The sequence below is a fragment of the Oceanithermus desulfurans genome, assembly GCF_014201675.1.
In the GTDB taxonomy this organism is placed as follows: Bacteria; Deinococcota; Deinococci; order Deinococcales; family Marinithermaceae; genus Oceanithermus; species Oceanithermus desulfurans.
Window position 1 is genome coordinate 191,616 of the sequence record NZ_JACHEZ010000002.1, and the last position, 15,927, is coordinate 207,542.

Annotated in this window: 12 protein-coding genes; 8 read left to right on the forward strand and 4 right to left on the reverse strand. The window is 70.6% G+C overall.

What is annotated here, in order from left to right; translation table 11 throughout:
• Positions 1 to 51: 51 nt before the first annotated feature.
• Both HNQ05_RS03285 and HNQ05_RS03290 read left to right on the forward strand, forming a co-directional pair.
• Complete coding sequence (locus HNQ05_RS03285) at positions 52 to 1,512, forward strand: sensor histidine kinase (protein ID WP_147145503.1); 1,461 nt, start codon at positions 52 to 54, stop codon at positions 1,510 to 1,512.
• Positions 1,509 to 2,228 carry a LytR/AlgR family response regulator transcription factor gene (locus tag HNQ05_RS03290; protein ID WP_147145500.1) on the forward strand — a complete coding sequence of 240 codons (720 nt, stop codon included), beginning with the start codon at positions 1,509 to 1,511 and terminating at the stop codon, positions 2,226 to 2,228. The genes HNQ05_RS03285 and HNQ05_RS03290 overlap by 4 nt, the downstream gene beginning before the upstream one ends.
• A gap of 41 nt (positions 2,229 to 2,269) precedes the next feature.
• On the opposite strand, the gene HNQ05_RS03295 is transcribed toward HNQ05_RS03290, so the two are convergent.
• The gene (locus HNQ05_RS03295; RefSeq protein ID WP_147145499.1) at positions 2,270 to 3,505 is read right to left on the reverse strand and encodes an MFS transporter; all 1,236 of its coding nucleotides are present in this window, start codon (positions 3,503 to 3,505) and stop codon (positions 2,270 to 2,272) included.
• A 292-nt stretch (positions 3,506 to 3,797) separates the two neighbouring features.
• Between HNQ05_RS03295 and HNQ05_RS03300 the strand changes: the two genes are divergently transcribed.
• The 5 genes from HNQ05_RS03300 (at position 3,798) to HNQ05_RS03320 (ending at position 10,312) form a co-directional block, all read left to right on the forward strand.
• A complete protein-coding gene (locus HNQ05_RS03300; RefSeq protein ID WP_147145497.1) occupies positions 3,798 to 5,882 on the forward strand; it encodes a marine proteobacterial sortase target protein in 2,085 nt (694 codons plus the stop codon).
• A complete protein-coding gene (locus HNQ05_RS03305) occupies positions 5,879 to 6,535 on the forward strand; it encodes a class GN sortase (protein ID WP_147145495.1) in 657 nt (218 codons plus the stop codon). The genes HNQ05_RS03300 and HNQ05_RS03305 overlap by 4 nt, the downstream gene beginning before the upstream one ends.
• Before the next feature lie 387 nt (positions 6,536 to 6,922).
• A complete protein-coding gene (locus HNQ05_RS03310) occupies positions 6,923 to 8,311 on the forward strand; it encodes a DUF1800 domain-containing protein (protein ID WP_183677583.1) in 1,389 nt (462 codons plus the stop codon).
• A 10-nt stretch (positions 8,312 to 8,321) separates the two neighbouring features.
• Positions 8,322 to 9,554, forward strand: a complete 1,233-nt coding sequence (locus HNQ05_RS03315) for a DUF1501 domain-containing protein (protein WP_147145491.1) — start codon at positions 8,322 to 8,324, stop codon at positions 9,552 to 9,554.
• Positions 9,551 to 10,312 carry a hypothetical protein gene (locus tag HNQ05_RS03320; protein WP_147145489.1) on the forward strand — a complete coding sequence of 254 codons (762 nt, stop codon included), beginning with the start codon at positions 9,551 to 9,553 and terminating at the stop codon, positions 10,310 to 10,312. The genes HNQ05_RS03315 and HNQ05_RS03320 overlap by 4 nt, the downstream gene beginning before the upstream one ends.
• Before the next feature lie 93 nt (positions 10,313 to 10,405).
• Here HNQ05_RS03320 and HNQ05_RS03325 read toward each other — a convergent pair whose 3' ends face one another.
• The 3 genes from HNQ05_RS03325 to gatB form a co-directional block, all read right to left on the reverse strand.
• Positions 10,406 to 10,792 carry a hypothetical protein gene (locus tag HNQ05_RS03325; RefSeq protein ID WP_147145487.1) on the reverse strand — a complete coding sequence of 129 codons (387 nt, stop codon included), beginning with the start codon at positions 10,790 to 10,792 and terminating at the stop codon, positions 10,406 to 10,408.
• Between the two features lie 10 nt (positions 10,793 to 10,802).
• Positions 10,803 to 11,150 (reverse strand): VOC family protein, encoded by a 348-nt coding sequence (locus HNQ05_RS03330; protein WP_183677585.1) that lies wholly within the window; start codon positions 11,148 to 11,150, stop codon positions 10,803 to 10,805.
• Positions 11,151 to 12,498: 1,348 nt separating this feature from the next.
• Positions 12,499 to 13,914 (reverse strand): Asp-tRNA(Asn)/Glu-tRNA(Gln) amidotransferase subunit GatB, encoded by a 1,416-nt coding sequence (gene gatB, locus HNQ05_RS03335; protein WP_147145482.1) that lies wholly within the window; start codon positions 13,912 to 13,914, stop codon positions 12,499 to 12,501.
• A gap of 179 nt (positions 13,915 to 14,093) precedes the next feature.
• On the opposite strand from gatB, the gene HNQ05_RS03340 reads away from it, so the two are divergent.
• Entirely contained in the window at positions 14,094 to 15,890 is a 1,797-nt protein-coding gene (locus HNQ05_RS03340; RefSeq protein WP_246104076.1) for a M3 family oligoendopeptidase, read from the forward strand.
• The last annotated feature ends 37 nt before the right edge of the window (positions 15,891 to 15,927 follow it).

Sequence of the window (15,927 nt, forward strand, 5' to 3'; positions counted from 1 at the left end):
GGCGGACGGGTTTCGGCGTGGGGCTATAGCGGCCGGACGTAAAATCGAAGCATGTCCAAGGGGCGCGTCGTTACCTGGGTGGCTCCCCGCGGGTGGGTGCGGGCCTACGCCTGGCTGACCTCCCGCAGCGGGGCGGTCTTCGCACTGGCCGCGGCCACGCTGGCGGCCTGGGGTTACCTGGGCGGGCTGCGACGTCTCTTCGAGCACGAACCCTGGTCGCTCCGGGCGTTCTGGCCGCCGGGGTTCGACGCCTACATGCTGGGGCTCGCGGTCCAGGAATGGACGGTGCCTGTGGGGCTCGTGGGGCTGCTCACCCTCTGGCGGCCGTTCCGCCGCACCGCGCTGGGCGCGGACGGCGCCCGCGACCGCCTGGGGGCGGCGCTCGCACTGGCCGGGGTGCAGCTGGTCTACTTCGCCTACCTGTGGGCGCTCGAGCGCCGCGAGGTGGGCCACCTCACCCAGGGGGAGCTGGTCGCGGCCTTCGCCGGGCTGCTGCTGGGCCCCGGTTGGGGCCTGGTCCTCGGCGTCCTCTCCGGCCTCGGCGCCAGCGCCCTCAACCTGCTCACCTGGCCGCCCGAGCCCACCTCCTGGGCCGACATCGGCCGCTGGTACGTGCTCTACACCAGCCACTTCGCCGCGCTGATCTGGCTCGGCCTCGCCGCCGGGCTGCTGCGCCGGGCGCTGGGCGGCGGGGTGGCGCTGTGGGCGCTGGGCGGCGGCGGGCTGGTGCTCGCCGCGCGCTTCTTCACGCTGCTGGGCGAGCCGGTGCCCGCGGAGGGGGCGGGAACGCTGCTGCCGCTGGGGCTCGCGGGGGCGGGGCTGCTGGGAGGTCTGGGGTTGATGCTGCAGGCGCTGCGGCTGCAGGAGGCGGAGCGCCGCGCCCGCGAAGGCGAGCTGGCGCTCACCCAGGCGGAGCTCGCGGCGCTACGGGCCCAGATCAACCCCCACTTTCTCTTCAACGCCCTCAACACCATCCGCTACTTCGTGCGCACCGACCCCGACCAGGCGCGCGCCCTGCTCCTCAAGCTCTCCGAGGTCTTCCAGCGGGTGCTGCGCTCGGGGGCCTTCGTGCCGCTGGCCGACGAGCTCGCCTACGCCGAGGCCTACCTGGCGCTCGAGCAGGCGCGGCTGGGCGAGCGGCTGCGGGTTGAGTGGTCCAGGCCTTCCGGCGAGCTGCTGGAAACCCGGGTACCGGCGCTGGTACTGGAGCCGCTGGTCGAGAACGCCGTGGTGCACGGCCTGGCCCCCAAGCCCGGCGGCGGCACCCTGCGCATCCTGGTGGAGCGCTGGGGGGACGAGCTGGTGCTGCAGGTCCGCGACGACGGCGTGGGTTTCGATACCTCGCGGCTGGGAAAGGAAACCACCTCGATCGCCCTGGCCAACATCGACGCCCGCATGCGCATGCTCTACGGCGAGGAGCGCGGGCTGCGCATCGAGTCGGAGCCGGGCCGCGGCACCCGGGTGGAGCTGCGGCTGCCGCTGCCCGCCGGCTACGCGGAGGGAACGCGGTGAAGGTCCTGATCGTCGACGACGAGCGCCCGGCGCGGGCCGAGCTGCGCTGGGCGCTGGAGCAGAGCGGCCCGGACCTGGAGGTGCACGAGGCCTCCGAGGCCGCGGCCGCTCTGGGGCTCCTGCATGCGGGCGGGTTCGACGCGGTCTTCCTCGACGTCAACATGCCCGGCCTCAGCGGCCTGCAGCTGGCCGAGCTGCTGGCCGAGCTGCCGCGGCGGCCGCTGGTGGTCTTCGCCACCGCCTACGCCGAACACGCCGCCCGCGCCTTCGAGCTCGAGGCCGCCGACTACCTGGTCAAGCCCTACGACGAGGTGCGGGTGGGGCAGACGCTCGAACGCCTGCGCCGCCGCCTGGCCGAAGCGCCCGCGCCCGACCCCGCCGGACCGCCACGGCGCCTCTGGGTGGAGCTGGAAAACGAAAACCTGAAGCCGCTGGAGCTGGGCGCGGTGGCCTGGTTCGAGGCCCGCGAGAAGCGGGTCTTCGCCCACGCTCCCGGCGGGCCCTACCGCCTGCGCCAGACCCTGAAGGAGCTGGAAGCCTGGCTGCCGCCCGAGTTCGTGCGCGTGCACAAGGCGGCCATCGTCAACCTGGAGCACGTGGCCGAGGTGGTGCCCTGGTTCTCGGGAACCTACCGCATCCGCCTCAAGGACGGCGCCACGGTGCGGATGTCGCGCCGTCACGCGGCGGGGTTCTGGAAGGCGGGCGGAGGGCGCTGACGAAGCGTCCTTCGCGCGGTCACCCCAAACCCTTAACAAACCTACGCGTCGCCCAGGCGCCGGCGCAGCACCAGCAGGTAGAGGGCCAGCGCCGTGGCAATGGCCGTCGCCGAGAGCACCAGCAGCGCCCGGGCCGGGTACACCGCGAGCAGCGCCCCGGCCGCCCCCGCGCCCAGCAGGAAGGTGACGCTCACCAGGGCGCCTGTCAGGGCTTTGACCCGCCCCAGGTGGCTGGTCTTGGTGAGCGTCTGCAAGAGGGTGCTGTAGGCGATGTTGAAGGGGTTGTTGCCGGCGGAGCCGACGAGCACCGCCACGATCAGCCAGAGGAACCCCGTGGCCGCCGCCTGCCCCGCCGCCCCCAGCGTCAGGACGGCCAGCCCCGCGCCCAGGAGCCAGGAAGAGCTGGGGATCCGCCGCGCGAACGCCACCACGAAGCCGCCCGCGAGCAGCTGGAAAAGCCCGTTGGCCGACCCCAGCCAGGCGACGTCGGCCGCCTTCCGCCCCAGCGACTCCATGAAAAACACCATCGCGGTGCTGTTGATGCCCGCCGAGAACGCCACCAGGAAGCTGGTGGACGCCAGCAGCAGCAAGACGGGGTGGCCGATCAGGTAGCGGAAGCCTTCGACCATCTGCGACCAGAAGTGGGGCGCCTCTTCGCTTGCCGTGGCGGCAAAGCGGGAGGGGAGGCGCAGCAACAGCAACGCCGCCGCGAAGAGGACGGCGGCGTCGGCCAGGAACACCGAGGCCCGGCCCAGCCGCTCGTACATGAAAGCGCCCAGCGGCGGGCCGACGATCAGGGCCGCCTGGTAGGTGCTCATCAGCACCGCGTTGGCCGTTTGCAGCTTCTCCTGCGCCACGATGCGCGGAAGCAGCGACTCCGACGCGGTCGCGGAAACCAGCTCGGCCAGGGCCGCGAGGGCCACCAAAGCGATCATGACCACCACCCCCTGGTGGGCCAGGGCCACGCCCGCCTGCGTCAGGCTGACGCCAGCGAGCGCGAAGGCCGCCAGCTTGATGGCCCGGCCCGGCCCCGCGCGGTCGACGAAGACGCCCACGAAGGGAGCCGTCACCAGGCGCGGGATCACCTCGGCCAGCATGATCGCCGCCACCGCCCAGCCGCTCTGGCCGCTGACCTCGTAGACCCACAGCAGCACCGCGATGCGCCGAAAGCCGTCGCTCAGGGAGAGGACGCCGTAAGGGCCCCAGAAGAGGCGGAACTTACCGCCCAGCGCGCCCACCGCCGCCAGGAGGCGAAGGCCGCCCGGCGAGCCGTTCATCCGGTCACCCACCGGGTAAACCCTGCGGCCTCGCTCGGTTCTTTAGAACATGCCACCCGTTCCTGGTTGATCGTCACGCTCCTCCCATCGGCCCGTCGCGGGCGATCGTGCATTGGTTTGATCCCATACTACTCCCCCTATTTGCTTGCTTGGGGTCGTTCGGAGATCGCGATCCGCTCCGGTTCGTTCCAATCCCGCTCGGCTACGCTGGTTTCGAAGCATACATGAGTATGTTGATGTAGTTGTGTATAATGTGTATACTACTCAACAAGCGGTAGCGAAAGGGGGCGCAATGAAAGCAGCAGGTAAGGGATTACCGGCAGCCTTCGTATGGGCGGGGTTCGCAGTCGTCTGGCTCGTTGCGGGCCTCGCGCTCGCAGGCGCGGCGGTGAAGGTCGATCTGGAGCATTTGGGCAGTGGCGAGCTGCTCTTCACCACCGAGCAAAGCGGGGTCTACGTCCCGGCCACCAAGGTGGCCACCAGGGTGGAGACCGAGATCTCCGGCCTCGTCGCGCGCGTCAGCGTACAGCAGAGTTTCCGAAACGACAGCGACGCCTGGGTGGAGGCCGTCTACGTGTTCCCGTTGCCCGAGGACGCCGCGGTGGACCAGCTGAAGATGGTGATCGGGGAACGGGTGATCGTAGGCGAGGTGCAGCCGCGCGAGCAGGCGCGGCAGACCTACGAAAAGGCCAGGGGGGAAGGGCAGCGCGCCAGCCTCGTGGAACAGCAACGACCCAATATGTTCACCACCTCGGTGGCCAACATCGCCCCCGGAGAAACGGTCGTCGTCGAGATCGGCTACAGCGAGGTGCTCGACTACCGCGGCGGGGTCTTCTCCTGGCGTTTTCCTCTGGCGATCACGCCGCGCTACACTCCCGGTACGCCCCTGCCCCAGCAGAGCGATGGTCGGGGTTTCGCGCCCGACACCGACCAGGTGCCCGACGCCTCGCGAATCACACCGCATTACGCCGAGGGTACGCAACACCCCGTCACCCTGCGCGTGCGCCTGAACGCAGGCTTTCCGCTGAACAAGATCGAGAGCCGTTACCACGAGGTGCAGCCCGCCCGCGAAGGCGACGCCTACCTCATCGAGCTGGAAACCACGACCGCCCACGACTTCGAGCTGGTCTGGAACCCGGGGGTGGCCCGCGTTCCCGCCGCGGCCGCCTTCACCGAGGAAGTGGCGGGTGAGCACTACGCCCTGGTCATGCTCATGCCGCCCACCCTCGATCCTCCGCGTGAGCGGCCCGCCCGCGAACTTATCTTCATCATCGACACCTCCGGCTCCATGGAGGGTACTTCGATGGAACAGGCGAAGCAGGCGCTCAAGCTGGCGCTCGAGCGCCTTACGCCCAGGGATCGGTTCAACGTCGTGGAGTTCGACAACGAAGCGCGCGCTTTCTTCGACCGCTCTGCGGCGGCCGACCGGGCGACCGTGCTCATGGCGAAGCGGCTGGTGGACGGCCTTGTGGCCGACGGCGGCACGGAGATGGCCAAAGCAATCCAGCTGGCCCTGAAGGAACCGCCCCCGGCGGGTTACCTCCGCCAGGTCGTCTTCATCACCGACGGCAGCGTAGGCAACGAGGCCTACCTGTTCGGACTGATCGAAAAACTTCTGCTCGGCGCCAACCTGTTCACCGTCGGCATCGGCTCGGCCCCCAACAGCTACTTCATGCGCAAAGCGGCCGAGTTCGGGCACGGCAGCTACACCTACATCGGCGACGTCGCCGAGGTCGCGGACAAGATGCAGGAGCTCTTCGCCATGCTGGAGCACCCCGTGCTCACCGGCATACGGATGGTGCTCCCCGGCGGCAGCGAAGTCTATCCGGCCCTCGTGCCCAACCTGTATTTGGGCGAGCCCGTGGTCGTCAGCATCCGCCTGCCCACCCTGAACAGCGTCGTCGCCATCCACGGCGAGAGCAACGGGCACACCTGGGCGCGCAGCCTCAACCTTGCCGACGCCCCGAGAGGCCGCATAGCCCTCGTGTGGGCGCGGGCGAAGGTGGAAAGCCTGAAAGACGCGATGATTCGCGGCGGAGACGCCGAGAAGCTGGAACAGGAAATCACCAGGGTGGCGCTGGCGCACCACCTGATCACCGATTACACCAGCCTGGTGGCCGTGGACCGGACCCCGGCCCGTCCCTCGGGCAAAGCGCTGCAGACGGACGAGGTGCCGCTTCAGGTCCCCGAAGGGCAAAAGGTGCCCCCTCAGATACTGAAGCGGCCCGTGGTAACCGTGAGGGGCGCGTTCGCAGCTGCGGAGACCAGCGGCTACCCCACCACCGCCACCGCGGCTCCGCTGCGGATGCTGACGGGCGCCCTCGCGCTCCTGCTAGCCGCGTACCTGTTACGACTCAGGCGCAGGGGGCTCGTTTGAAAAGCCGCTGGCTGGGGCCTGCCGCCGCGCTGGTGCTAGGTTTCGGCGTGTGGCAGCTTGCCGGCGGCGGTTACCTCTTTCTGAAGGCGCAGCTGGCCCAGGTGCTGCTGGAGCGGTCCTGGCGGCTGGAGCGGGTCGGGGCGGCGGACGCCCGCCCCTGGCCCTGGGCCGATACCCGGGCGCTGATGCGCCTGCGGGTGCCGCGATTGGGCGTGGAGCAGATCGTGCTCGCCGGTGCCAGCAACCGCACCCTGGCCTTCGGCCCCGGTTTTCTGCTGGCCAGCCAACCTCCGGGGCGACCGGGGGTGACCGCCATCAGCGGCCACCGTGAAACCCACTTTTCGTTCCTGGGGCAGCTGCGACCGGGCGACCTGGTGGAGCTGGAAACCCCCGACGGCCGCCGTCACGGCTACCGGGTCGAGGGTAGCCGCGTGGTGGACGTGCGCCAGAGCCGTTTGCGCCTGGCCAGCGACAGGGACGAGCTCGTGCTGATCACCTGCTACCCGCTGAACGCCCTGGGTCCCCTGGGCCCGCAGCGCTACTTGGTCTACGCGGCGGCCGAGGAAACGGCGGCCCGATCCGCGCCCGGAACCCTGCACCCGCAAAGGATCCACGCAGCGACCGGAGGCCCCATTCCGGAGCCCAAGCCCTAAGCGCCGCGGAGAGAACTCACCCCGCCGCCCGCCGCCGCACCGGTCCAGGAACGCGCGGCTTGGCGGGTGCTGCGGTGCGGTGCCCGTACCCTCCCCTTCTCCAAAGGCGACGAAGAAACGCTGCGTGTCGAGCCCGGCGACGGTTCCCGGACTGGAGTCCCTGCGAACGGTCGTTCGCTTCTCTTGCGCGCGACCGGCCGGGCAAGTGGCTCCGGTCCGGTTGGCCCTTTAAGACCCGCGTTCGGGGGTTCGAGCGTGCGTTTCCGCCCGCCGACTTGTCCTCCCCCAACCGACAGCCTCCCGCTTGTCGCGCAAAATCGACCGTTCGTCGCCCAACGTCCGGATCGGGGCGGCGGCGGCGCTAGCCTGGCGGCGAAAGGGGGCGGCGTGAGCCTGAGCCAAAAAGACACCCACCTGCTGTTGCGCCTGGGGTTCTTGCCCACCGGCTGGGCGGCCCGGCGGCTGAGCGAGCTGGGCCGGGAAGCCTTCGTCGAAGAGCAGCTGCACCCCGAACGGCTGCCCGAAGACCCGGAGGTGGACCGTGGCCTCGAGGCGCTGAAGCTGCTGGAGCTTCATCCTCGCGAGCTGGCGCGGCTCGAGGGCGGCGAGGAACGGGCCTACTACCGGCTGCTGCAGCGCCACCTGCTCCTCCACAGCCGCTCGCGGCGGCGGCTGGCGGCGCGGCTGGAAGCCTTTTGGGTCAACCACTTCTACGTGCCCGCCGAAGCCGCCGGGTTCTGGCTGGCCCACTACCACCGCAGCCTCGGGCGCCACGCCCTGGGCCGCTTCCGCGACCTGCTCTTCGTCAGCGCCCGCCACCCGGCGATGCTCGTCTACCTGAACGCCGACGGCAACGTCAAGGAACACCCCAACGAGAACTACGCCCGCGAGCTGCTGGAGCTGCACACCCTGGGGGTGGACGGCGGCTACAGCGAGCGCGACGTCAAGGAGGCGGCCCGCGCCCTCACCGGCTGGACCACCCACCCGCGCAGCGAAGACGGCTATTACTTCAACGGCGACGAGCACGACGACGGCCCTAAGCGTATCCTCGGCCACGCCTTTCCCGCCGGCCGGGGCATCGCCGACGGGCTGCAACTGCTCGACCTGGCAGCCCGACACCCCGCCACCGCCGGCTTCGTCGCCCGCAAGCTGGCGCAGTGGTTCGTGAGCGACGACCCGCCCGCGGGCCTGGTCGAGCGGCTGGCCGCCGTCTTCCGGCGCGAGCGCGGAAGGATCCGGCCCGTGCTGCGCGAGCTCTTCGGCGCCCCCGAGTTCTACGCCGCCGCCGGCCGGCGCCTGCGCACGCCGCTCGAGATCCTGACCGCCGCCATGGAAGCGACGGGTACCGTCTTCACCGACGAGTGGCGGCTGCGCGACACCCTGAACCGCCTCGGCCAGCCCTACCTGGGCTGGAAGACGCCCGACGGCTACCCCACGCACGCCCGCGCCTGGTCGGGGACCTCGGGGCTGCTGGCCCGCTGGCAGGTGGCGCTCGAGCTGACCCAGGAGGCCGACGGCGATCCCGATGGGGGCTGGGGACTGCTCGCGCAGCTGGAGAGGCGCACGCCCGCGGCCGCCACCGTAGGGGCCTGGGTGCGTGCCGCCGCCCTGGAGGTCTGGGGGCACGAGCCCGCACCCGACCGGCTGGCGGCGCTGGTGGACTACGCCTCCGACGGGGCCGGCGCGGACCGCGCGCTCACCCCCACCCTCGCGGGGCGCAAGCGCGCCGGCCTTTTCGCCCTGCTGCTCTCGGCGCCGGAGTTTCAGTGGATCTGAAGGAGGAGACGTGAACCGAAGAAGCCTGCTCAAGACCCTGGGGGTGCTGGGCGTGAGCCACACCCTCTTCCCAGGCCTCCACGCCCAGCTGGCCTTCGCCGAGGGCGACCGCGAACGTCGCGACGCCCTGGTCGTCGTCTTCCAGCGCGGCGGGGCCGACGGCCTCGGCCTGGTGGCCCCCTACGCCGAGGGCGACCGCTACTACGACCGCCGCCCCACCACGGCCGTGCCCGAACCGGGGCGCAAGAACGGCGGCCTCGACCTGGACGGCCGCTTCGCGCTGCACCCGGAGCTGGCGCCGCTTTTCGACCTCTACCGCGAGGGGCGGCTGGCCGTCGTCCACGCCGCCGGCTCGCCCGACGAAACGCGCAGCCACTTCGACGCCCAGCAGTACATGGAGTTCGGCACCCCGGGCGCCAAGTCCGCCCGCAGCGGCTGGCTGGGCCGTCACCTGGCCCTCACCGCCCGCCGCAGCGGCTCGCCCTTCCGCGCCGTGGGCCTGGGGGACGTGGTGGCCGACGCGTTGCTGGGGCCGGTTACCCCGCTGGCGCTGCGCTCGATCGCCGAGTTCCACCTGCAGGGGCGCGACGGCGAGTGGCCGCGGATGCAGGCGGCCCTGCGGCGGCTCTACGCCGGGAGCGGGCCGCTCGAGCCGGTGGCGCGCAGCGTCTGGAGCTCGCTGGAGATGCTCGCCGACCTGGCCCGCAGTCCGGGCGGCGAAAAGGCCTACCCCGACGACGTCCTCGGCCGCGGCCTGGCGCAGGTCGCGCGGCTGATCAAGGCGGGGGTGGGGCTCGAGGTGGCCACGGTGGACTCGGACGGCTGGGACACCCACGAGGGACAGGGTGTGCAAAACGGCCGCTTCGCTGCGAACGCCGCCGCCTTTGCCCGCGCTCTGGCCGCCTTCTGGGCCGACCTGGGCGACGACGCCCGGGGCGTTACCGTCGTGGTGATGAGCGAGTTCGGCCGCCGGGTCGAGGAAAACGCCAGCGCCGGGACCGACCACGGCCACGGCGGGGTGATGTGGCTCTTGGGCGCGGGGGTCCGGGGCGGCAGGGTCTACGGCCGCTGGCCGGGCCTGGCCCGCGAGCAGCTCGCCGACGGCGACCTGGCGGTCACCACCGACTTCCGCGACGTGCTGGGCGAGCTGGTGACGAGGCGGCTGGGCAACCCCGAGGTGGCGCAGGTCTTCCCCGGCTACCGGCCGCGGCCGCTGGGAATCTTCGAGGAGGTGCAGGGATGAAGAGGTGGCTCGGAGTCGCTTTGCTGGTGCTGGCCCCGGTGCTGGCCGCCGGCTCGTTCCTGAAGAGCCGGGAGTTCAAAAGCCTGGAGCCCGCGGCCCGCCGGGCCATCGTCCTGGTGGCGAAGAGCCGCGAGGCGCGGCCGCGCTTGGCCCGCTACCCCGGCTGGAGCGCCGGGGCCGAAGAGGACGACGGCGCGGTCTGGCACGTCTGGTTCGAGCGCGAAGACGAGTGGCTGGGCGAGGCCTACGTGGACCTGGACACGAAGGAGGTGCACGACGTCTACCTTCCGGTGGACCCGACCCCGGCCGAGCGCGCGCGCATCCTGCCCCAGCTGCGGCGGCTGGTGGCGCGCGACGCCGAGGTGCAGGCGCTGCTGGAAGACCCTGCCGACTGGGAGGAAGAAATCGAGTACGACAAGTGGGACGACGTCTGGTACGTGCGCTACTGGCGCGGCGAGGACGCGGTGGGGGTGCGCATCGCGCGTGACGAGGGCCGCTGGCGCGTCGAGGAGGTGTTCGATCCGCTGGCCTTCGACGCCGAACAGGAGCGCCGCCGGGCCCGGAACCGCGCCGTTCGGATCGCCTACGCCTCGGAGCGGGTGGGCGAGCTCCTGGAGCCCTACGACGGCTGGAAGGTTTACGCCGAACCCGACGCGGAAGGGCGCTGGACGGTCAGCTTCGCCACCCCGGAGAAGACGATCCTGACCGCGCTGGTGGACCTGGCGGGCGCCAGGGTGCTCGCGGTGGAAACGCCTTAGCCCGGTCGGGTGTATGAGCGCTTCGGGTTCAGCTACCTGCCAGGGGCAGATCGGATGTACCTGCGCGTCAAGGAGCTGCGCAGGACCCTGGACTCAGCGTAGCTCCAGCGGCTCCAGCCACCAGCCCTCGGGGCCGGCGTGCACCCGCGCCACCAGCTGCAGCGCCCCGTGGCGCTCGCCGGGGCCTGCGAGCACGTTCACATCGCGCCCGGGCGGCAGGAAGGCCACCCGGGTGCCGTCGCAGAAGTAGCCGTCGGAGCGGGTGCGCATGACGTTGTCCCGCGCCGGGGGAACGTCTTCGCAGGCCGCCGGCCGCGTCTTGCTGAACCAGCTCCAGGTGTAGCCGACCAGCACCACCCGGCGGCCATCGTAGGCCGCCGGGTGGTGCTCGATGCCGGCCAGCGTAACCACCCGCTGCGCCGCAGCGGCGCTCAGCAGCAGCAGGAAGGCCACAAGGAACGCCCCGCGCGAGCCCGCCATCGACCTTATTTTATGGCGCCAGCGGTTCGCCGAACTCGACCCGGTTGCCCAGCGGGTCGGTGTAGGCCACGGTGCGGAAGCCGAAGTCCTGGTCCACGGGCGGGGTCTGGGGCTCGAGCCCACGCTGCGCGAGCCGCCGCACCAGGGCGTCCACGTCGTCTACGGTAAAGAAGAGCCCCACGCCCCGGGTCTCCGGGTCGTCGGGACCGGCCTTGTGTAAGGCCAGCCGGGCGGAGCCGGTGTCGAACTCCACCCACTCGGGGTATTCGGCACCCGCCCGGAACCCCACGGCGTCTTTGTAGAACGCCAGCATCGGCGCCAGGTCGTGCGCGAAGAGGATCACGAACCCCAGCTTCATGGCGGCCTCCTTCCGGTTGGAGCCAGTATACCGAAGGCGAACCGCAAACGCCCGAGGTTGGTCGGCCGCTGCTGCACGGCCAGGTCCTGCGACCGGGGGACGAATGGGAGCCCGCCCGGTCACGACCTGAAGCCCGCCCCCTGCGAACGCGGGGGTTCGCGCCAAATGCGCATTCGAGGTTGGGCCGTGGCGCGTCAAGCTGACGAAAGCCTCGCCGGCCATCGGGCCGGATCCGCCAACCCGGCCGTGGGTTCATGGTGCGGCGTGGGCCCCGGCTCGCGCGGGCTTCGCCCGCTTGGCCGGGGATACGATGGTTTTTCTTTTTCCCGACCCACCAACGTAGCCCCGGACGATGTGGCCCCGCCGCTGAGATCCGGGGGCCCTGCAGTGGGTAGCACCGAAGGAAGCGCTGCCGTTAAAGGGCTAACTACAGGCCGCGAGCTACAGGCTACCAGCCGCCGTCCAAACCCCCACCCCGGCCCTCCCCCGAGGGAGGGGGACTTTATCCGATGCGAACCGCATGCCGCGGACGTTGTGCTGCCCATGAACCACAAGCCACAGCCCATACGCCGCTCGTTCCGACTCCCCGGACGGGGCGGCCCCGCCGCCGAGATCCGGGGTCCATGCCGCGCGAACCGCCAAGATGACGTGGCCGCCGCCCCGTGGGGTTCCCGCCTCCCCCTCGGGGGAGGTGGCCGCAGGTCGGAGGGGGTTGTTTGAGGTGCTACACGGTACGCCGTGCGCGGTGGGTGGGGCAGAATGTGAACCGGCAGCGGACGAAGCGCTCATGCAACGCCCACAACCCCCTCCCCAACCCTCCCCCAGGGGAGGGGGAAATGACCGGCTCCAGTCCGCGGGGCACGATCCACGAGCTACAGGCTACGAGCCGCTTACAAAGACCCCCACCCCGGCCCTCCCCGATGGGGAGGGAGCCTATCTGCATTTCACAAACCACGAGCCTTGGGCCATCTTGCCGCCACATACCATGTACCCCGCACCACGTACCCACAGGGCGAACCCATGGGTCTGCCCCTACTGCGCGACGACGCGCACCACGGGCCACAAGCTACAAGCCGCTTGCCGCCTTTTCGATCCCCCGGACGGGGCGGCCCCGCCGCCGAGATCCGGGGGCCATGCCGGAAGGAAAGCCGGGGCTCGGCCGCCGCAGGCGCTGAAACGTAGGGGAGGGTTTCAAACCCTCCCCTACCTGTTCGGCCCTGCACCGAAAGCACGCCGTGGCGCTCCTATAGGCCGAAGACATTCAAACCCCACCCCGGGGCCGGGGCTGGGTGAGGCCACAGGCCCGTTCGCCCCTTCGCGCGGCTCGGGCGGCCCCGCGGGCCCGCCCCTACGCCTCCACCCCGATCTTCTCCGCCAGCAGTTTGCGCACCAGGTCGGGGCGGGCGGTGCCGCGGGTGGCCTTCATCACCTGGCCCAGAAGGGCGTTGATGGCCTTGGTCTTGCCGGCCCTGATCTGCTCCACCACCGCCGGGTTGGCGGCGATCACCTCGTCCACGATCTGCGCCAGCGCCCCTTCGTCACTCACCGCCTCGAGCCCCCGCTCCTTCACCAGCACCACCGGGTCGGCCCCCTCCATCACCTCGGGCAGCAGCTCCTTGGCCACCCGGCTGGTGATCTTGCCCTCGTCCGCGAGCTTTACCAAAGCTGCCAGGTGCTCGGGGGTGAGGCCGGTCTCGGCCACGGTCTTTTCGCCGGCCGCCAGCCAGCCGCGCACGTCGGCGTTGAGCCAGTTGGCCAGCGCCTGCGCCGGGGCCCCGGCCGCGAGCGCGGCGTCGAACAGGCCCGAAAGCTCGCGGTCGTAGGCCAAAATCTCGGCGTCGTAGGCCTTCACGCCGGCTTCCTGGTAGCGCCGTTTCTTCTCGGCCGGCAGCTCGGGCATGGCCGCCCGCACCCGCGCCTTCCACTCCTTGGTGACGTGCAGCATGGGGATGTCGGGCTCGGGCATGTAGCGGTAGTCGGCCTCGCCTTCCTTGGTGCGCATCAGGTAGGTGCGGCCGGCGTTCTCGTCCCAGCCCAGGGTGGCCTGCTCCACCTTGCCGCCCTTCTTGAGGATCTTGATCTGCCGCTCGATCTCGTACTCCAGCGCTTTCTGCACGCTCCTGAACGAGTTGAGGTTCTTGATCTCCACCTTGGTGCCCAAGGGCTCGCCGGGCCGGCGCACGCTCACGTTCACGTCGGCGCGCATCTTGCCCTCCTCGGGGTTGGCGTCGGAGATGCCCAGGGTCTGGGCGATGGCCCGCAGGTGGTTCAAAAAGAGGCGCGCCTGCTCCGGGCTCTTGATGTCGGGCTCCGTCACCAGCTCGATCAGCGGGCTGCCGGCGCGGTTGAAGTCGAGCAGGGTGTGGCCCTCGCCGGCCGGGTGCAGGCTCTTGCCGGCGTCTTCTTCCAGGTGGACCCGGGTGATGCCGATGCGCTCGCCAGCCACCTCGAGGACGCCGCGGGCGCCGATGGGCCGGTCGTACTGGCTGATCTGGTAGTTCTTGGGCATGTCCGGGTAGAAGTAGTGCTTGCGGTGGAACTGGGTCCACTCGGGCACCTCGCAGCCGAGCGCCAGCGCGAACATGATGCCGTAGTCGATGGCCTGGGCGTTGGGCACCGGCAGCACCCCCGGCAGCCCCAGGCAGACCGGGCAGACGTGGGTGTTGGGCGCGGCGCCGAAGTAGTCGGCGCTGCACGAGCAGAACATCTTGGTCTTCGTCTTGAGGTGGAGGTGGACTTCCAGCCCGATCACCGGCTCGTACATAGCCCCGATTATACGGCGGGGACCATAAAAAAGAGCCCGTTCCCGGGCTTCCTAAGTATCAATATACCATGGTATGCGCTATGCAGCAAGGTTATGCATTTCCACCGTCCTGGACGCGGTTCCTCCGCCCCGAAACCCCGGTCACACTCCCCTAAGACGGGCGGGTTATGGTGGATTCCATGGACGCCACCCTCACCCCCGAACGCTGGACCCTCGAAGACCTGCTTGGCGGACCGCAGTCGCCCGAGTTCATGCGGGCGCTCGAAGCGCTCGACGAAAAAGCCGCGGCGCTGCAGGCCGTGCGTGACGAGCTGAAGCCGGGCCTCGCCCCGGAGCGCTTCCTGGAGATCGTGCGCCGGGTCGAGGAACTGGCCGACCTGATGCACCGCGCCTACGCCGCCGCGGGGCTGTGGTTCTACGAGGACACCCAGAACCCCGAGGCCCAGGCGCTCCTCGCCCGGGTGCGCCAGAAGTCGGCCGAGGTCGAAAACCAGACGCTCTTCTTCGAGCTGTGGTTCAAGGACCTTCCCGACGCCGAGGCCGACCGCCTCATCGCCGCCGCCGGCGAGCGCTACCGCTACTGGCTCGAGCAGATGCGCGCCTGGAAGCCCTACACCCTCAGCGAGGGCGAGGAGAAGATCGTCAACCTCAAGAACGCCACCGGCCGCACCGCCCTCGACACCCTCTACGACACCATCACCAGCCGCTACAAGTTCACGCTCGAGGTGGACGGCGAGCGCCTGACCCTGACCCGCGGCGAACTGATGGTCTACGCCCGCGACCCGCGGCCCGAGGTGCGCGCGGCCGCCTACCGCGAGCTCTACCGGGTCTACGCCGAAGACGCGCCGGTGCTGGCGCAGATCTACCAGAACATCGTCAGCGACTGGAAGAACGAGTACCTGGAGGTGCGCGGGTTCAAGAGCGCCATCGCGGTGCGCAACAAGATCAACGACCTGCCCGACGCGGTGGTGGAGACGTTGCTCGAGGTGAGCCGCAAGAACGCCCCCCTCTTCCAGCGCTACTTCCGCCTCAAGGCCCGGGTGCTGGGCATGGAGCGGCTGCGCCGCTACGACGTCTACGCCCCGGTCACCGCCGCCGAGAAGCGCTACGGCTACGCCGAGGCGCGCCGGATGGTGGACGAGGCCTTCGCCGCCTTCGACCCCCGCTTCGCCGAGCTGGCCGCGCGCGTCTTCGAACGCCGCCACGTCGACGCCGAGGTGCGCGAGGGCAAGGCCGGCGGCGCCTTCTGCTGGACGCCCGCACCGGGCACCGTGCCCTGGGTGCTGCTCAACTACCAGGGCCGTCCCGACGACGTGAGCACGATGGCCCACGAGCTGGGGCACGCCGTGCACGGCATGCTCGCCGGCGCACACCCGGTCTTTACCTTCCACGCCCCCATGCCGCTGGCCGAGACGGCCTCCACCTTCGCCGAGATGCTGCTGGTGGACCACCTGCTGGCCCGCGAGTCCGACGCCGAGGTGCGCCGCCAGGTCCTCTTCGACCAGATGGACGGCAACTACGCCACCATCCTGCGCCAGGCCTACTTCGCCCTCTTCGAGATCGAGGCGCACCGGCGGATCCCCGAGGGGGCGAGCGCCGACGAGCTGAAGGCCGCCTACCGCCGGAATCTGGAAGACCAGTTCGGCAAGGCGGTGGAGCTGTCGGACGAATTCGACTGGGAGTGGATCAGCATCCCCCACATCTACGGCACCCCCTTCTACGTCTACGCCTACGCCTTCGGCCAGCTCTTGGTGCTGGCGCTCTACCGGCGTTACCGGGAGGAGGGCGAGGCCTTCAAGCCGCGGCTCTTCCGCATCCTCGAGGCCGGCGGCAGCGTCGCCCCCGCCGAGCTGCTGGCGCGCGAGGGGTTCGACATCACCGACCCCGGCTTCTGGCAGGGCGGCTTCGACGTAATCGCCGAGCTGCTGGCGAAGCTCGAGGCGGAAGCCGGTGCCGCTTCCGCCTCCCAGGCGTAAGGCCGGCCGCTTAGCGGCCAGGGCGCGCACGGGGCGC

Excerpts from the sequence above, each read along its gene's own strand:
- HNQ05_RS03300 (WP_147145497.1), top strand. The coding sequence starts at position 3,798 with ATGAAAGCAGCAGGTAAGGGATTACCGGCAGCCTTCGTATGGGCGGGG.
- HNQ05_RS03285 (WP_147145503.1), top strand. The coding sequence starts at position 52 with ATGTCCAAGGGGCGCGTCGTTACCTGGGTGGCTCCCCGCGGGTGGGTG.
- HNQ05_RS03340 (WP_246104076.1), top strand. The coding sequence starts at position 14,094 with ATGGACGCCACCCTCACCCCCGAACGCTGGACCCTCGAAGACCTGCTT.
- HNQ05_RS03330 (WP_183677585.1), bottom strand. The coding sequence starts at position 11,150 with ATGAAGCTGGGGTTCGTGATCCTCTTCGCGCACGACCTGGCGCCGATG.
- HNQ05_RS03320 (WP_147145489.1), top strand. The coding sequence starts at position 9,551 with ATGAAGAGGTGGCTCGGAGTCGCTTTGCTGGTGCTGGCCCCGGTGCTG.
- gatB (WP_147145482.1), bottom strand. The coding sequence starts at position 13,914 with ATGTACGAGCCGGTGATCGGGCTGGAAGTCCACCTCCACCTCAAGACG.
- HNQ05_RS03295 (WP_147145499.1), bottom strand. The coding sequence starts at position 3,505 with ATGAACGGCTCGCCGGGCGGCCTTCGCCTCCTGGCGGCGGTGGGCGCG.
- HNQ05_RS03325 (WP_147145487.1), bottom strand. The coding sequence starts at position 10,792 with ATGGCGGGCTCGCGCGGGGCGTTCCTTGTGGCCTTCCTGCTGCTGCTG.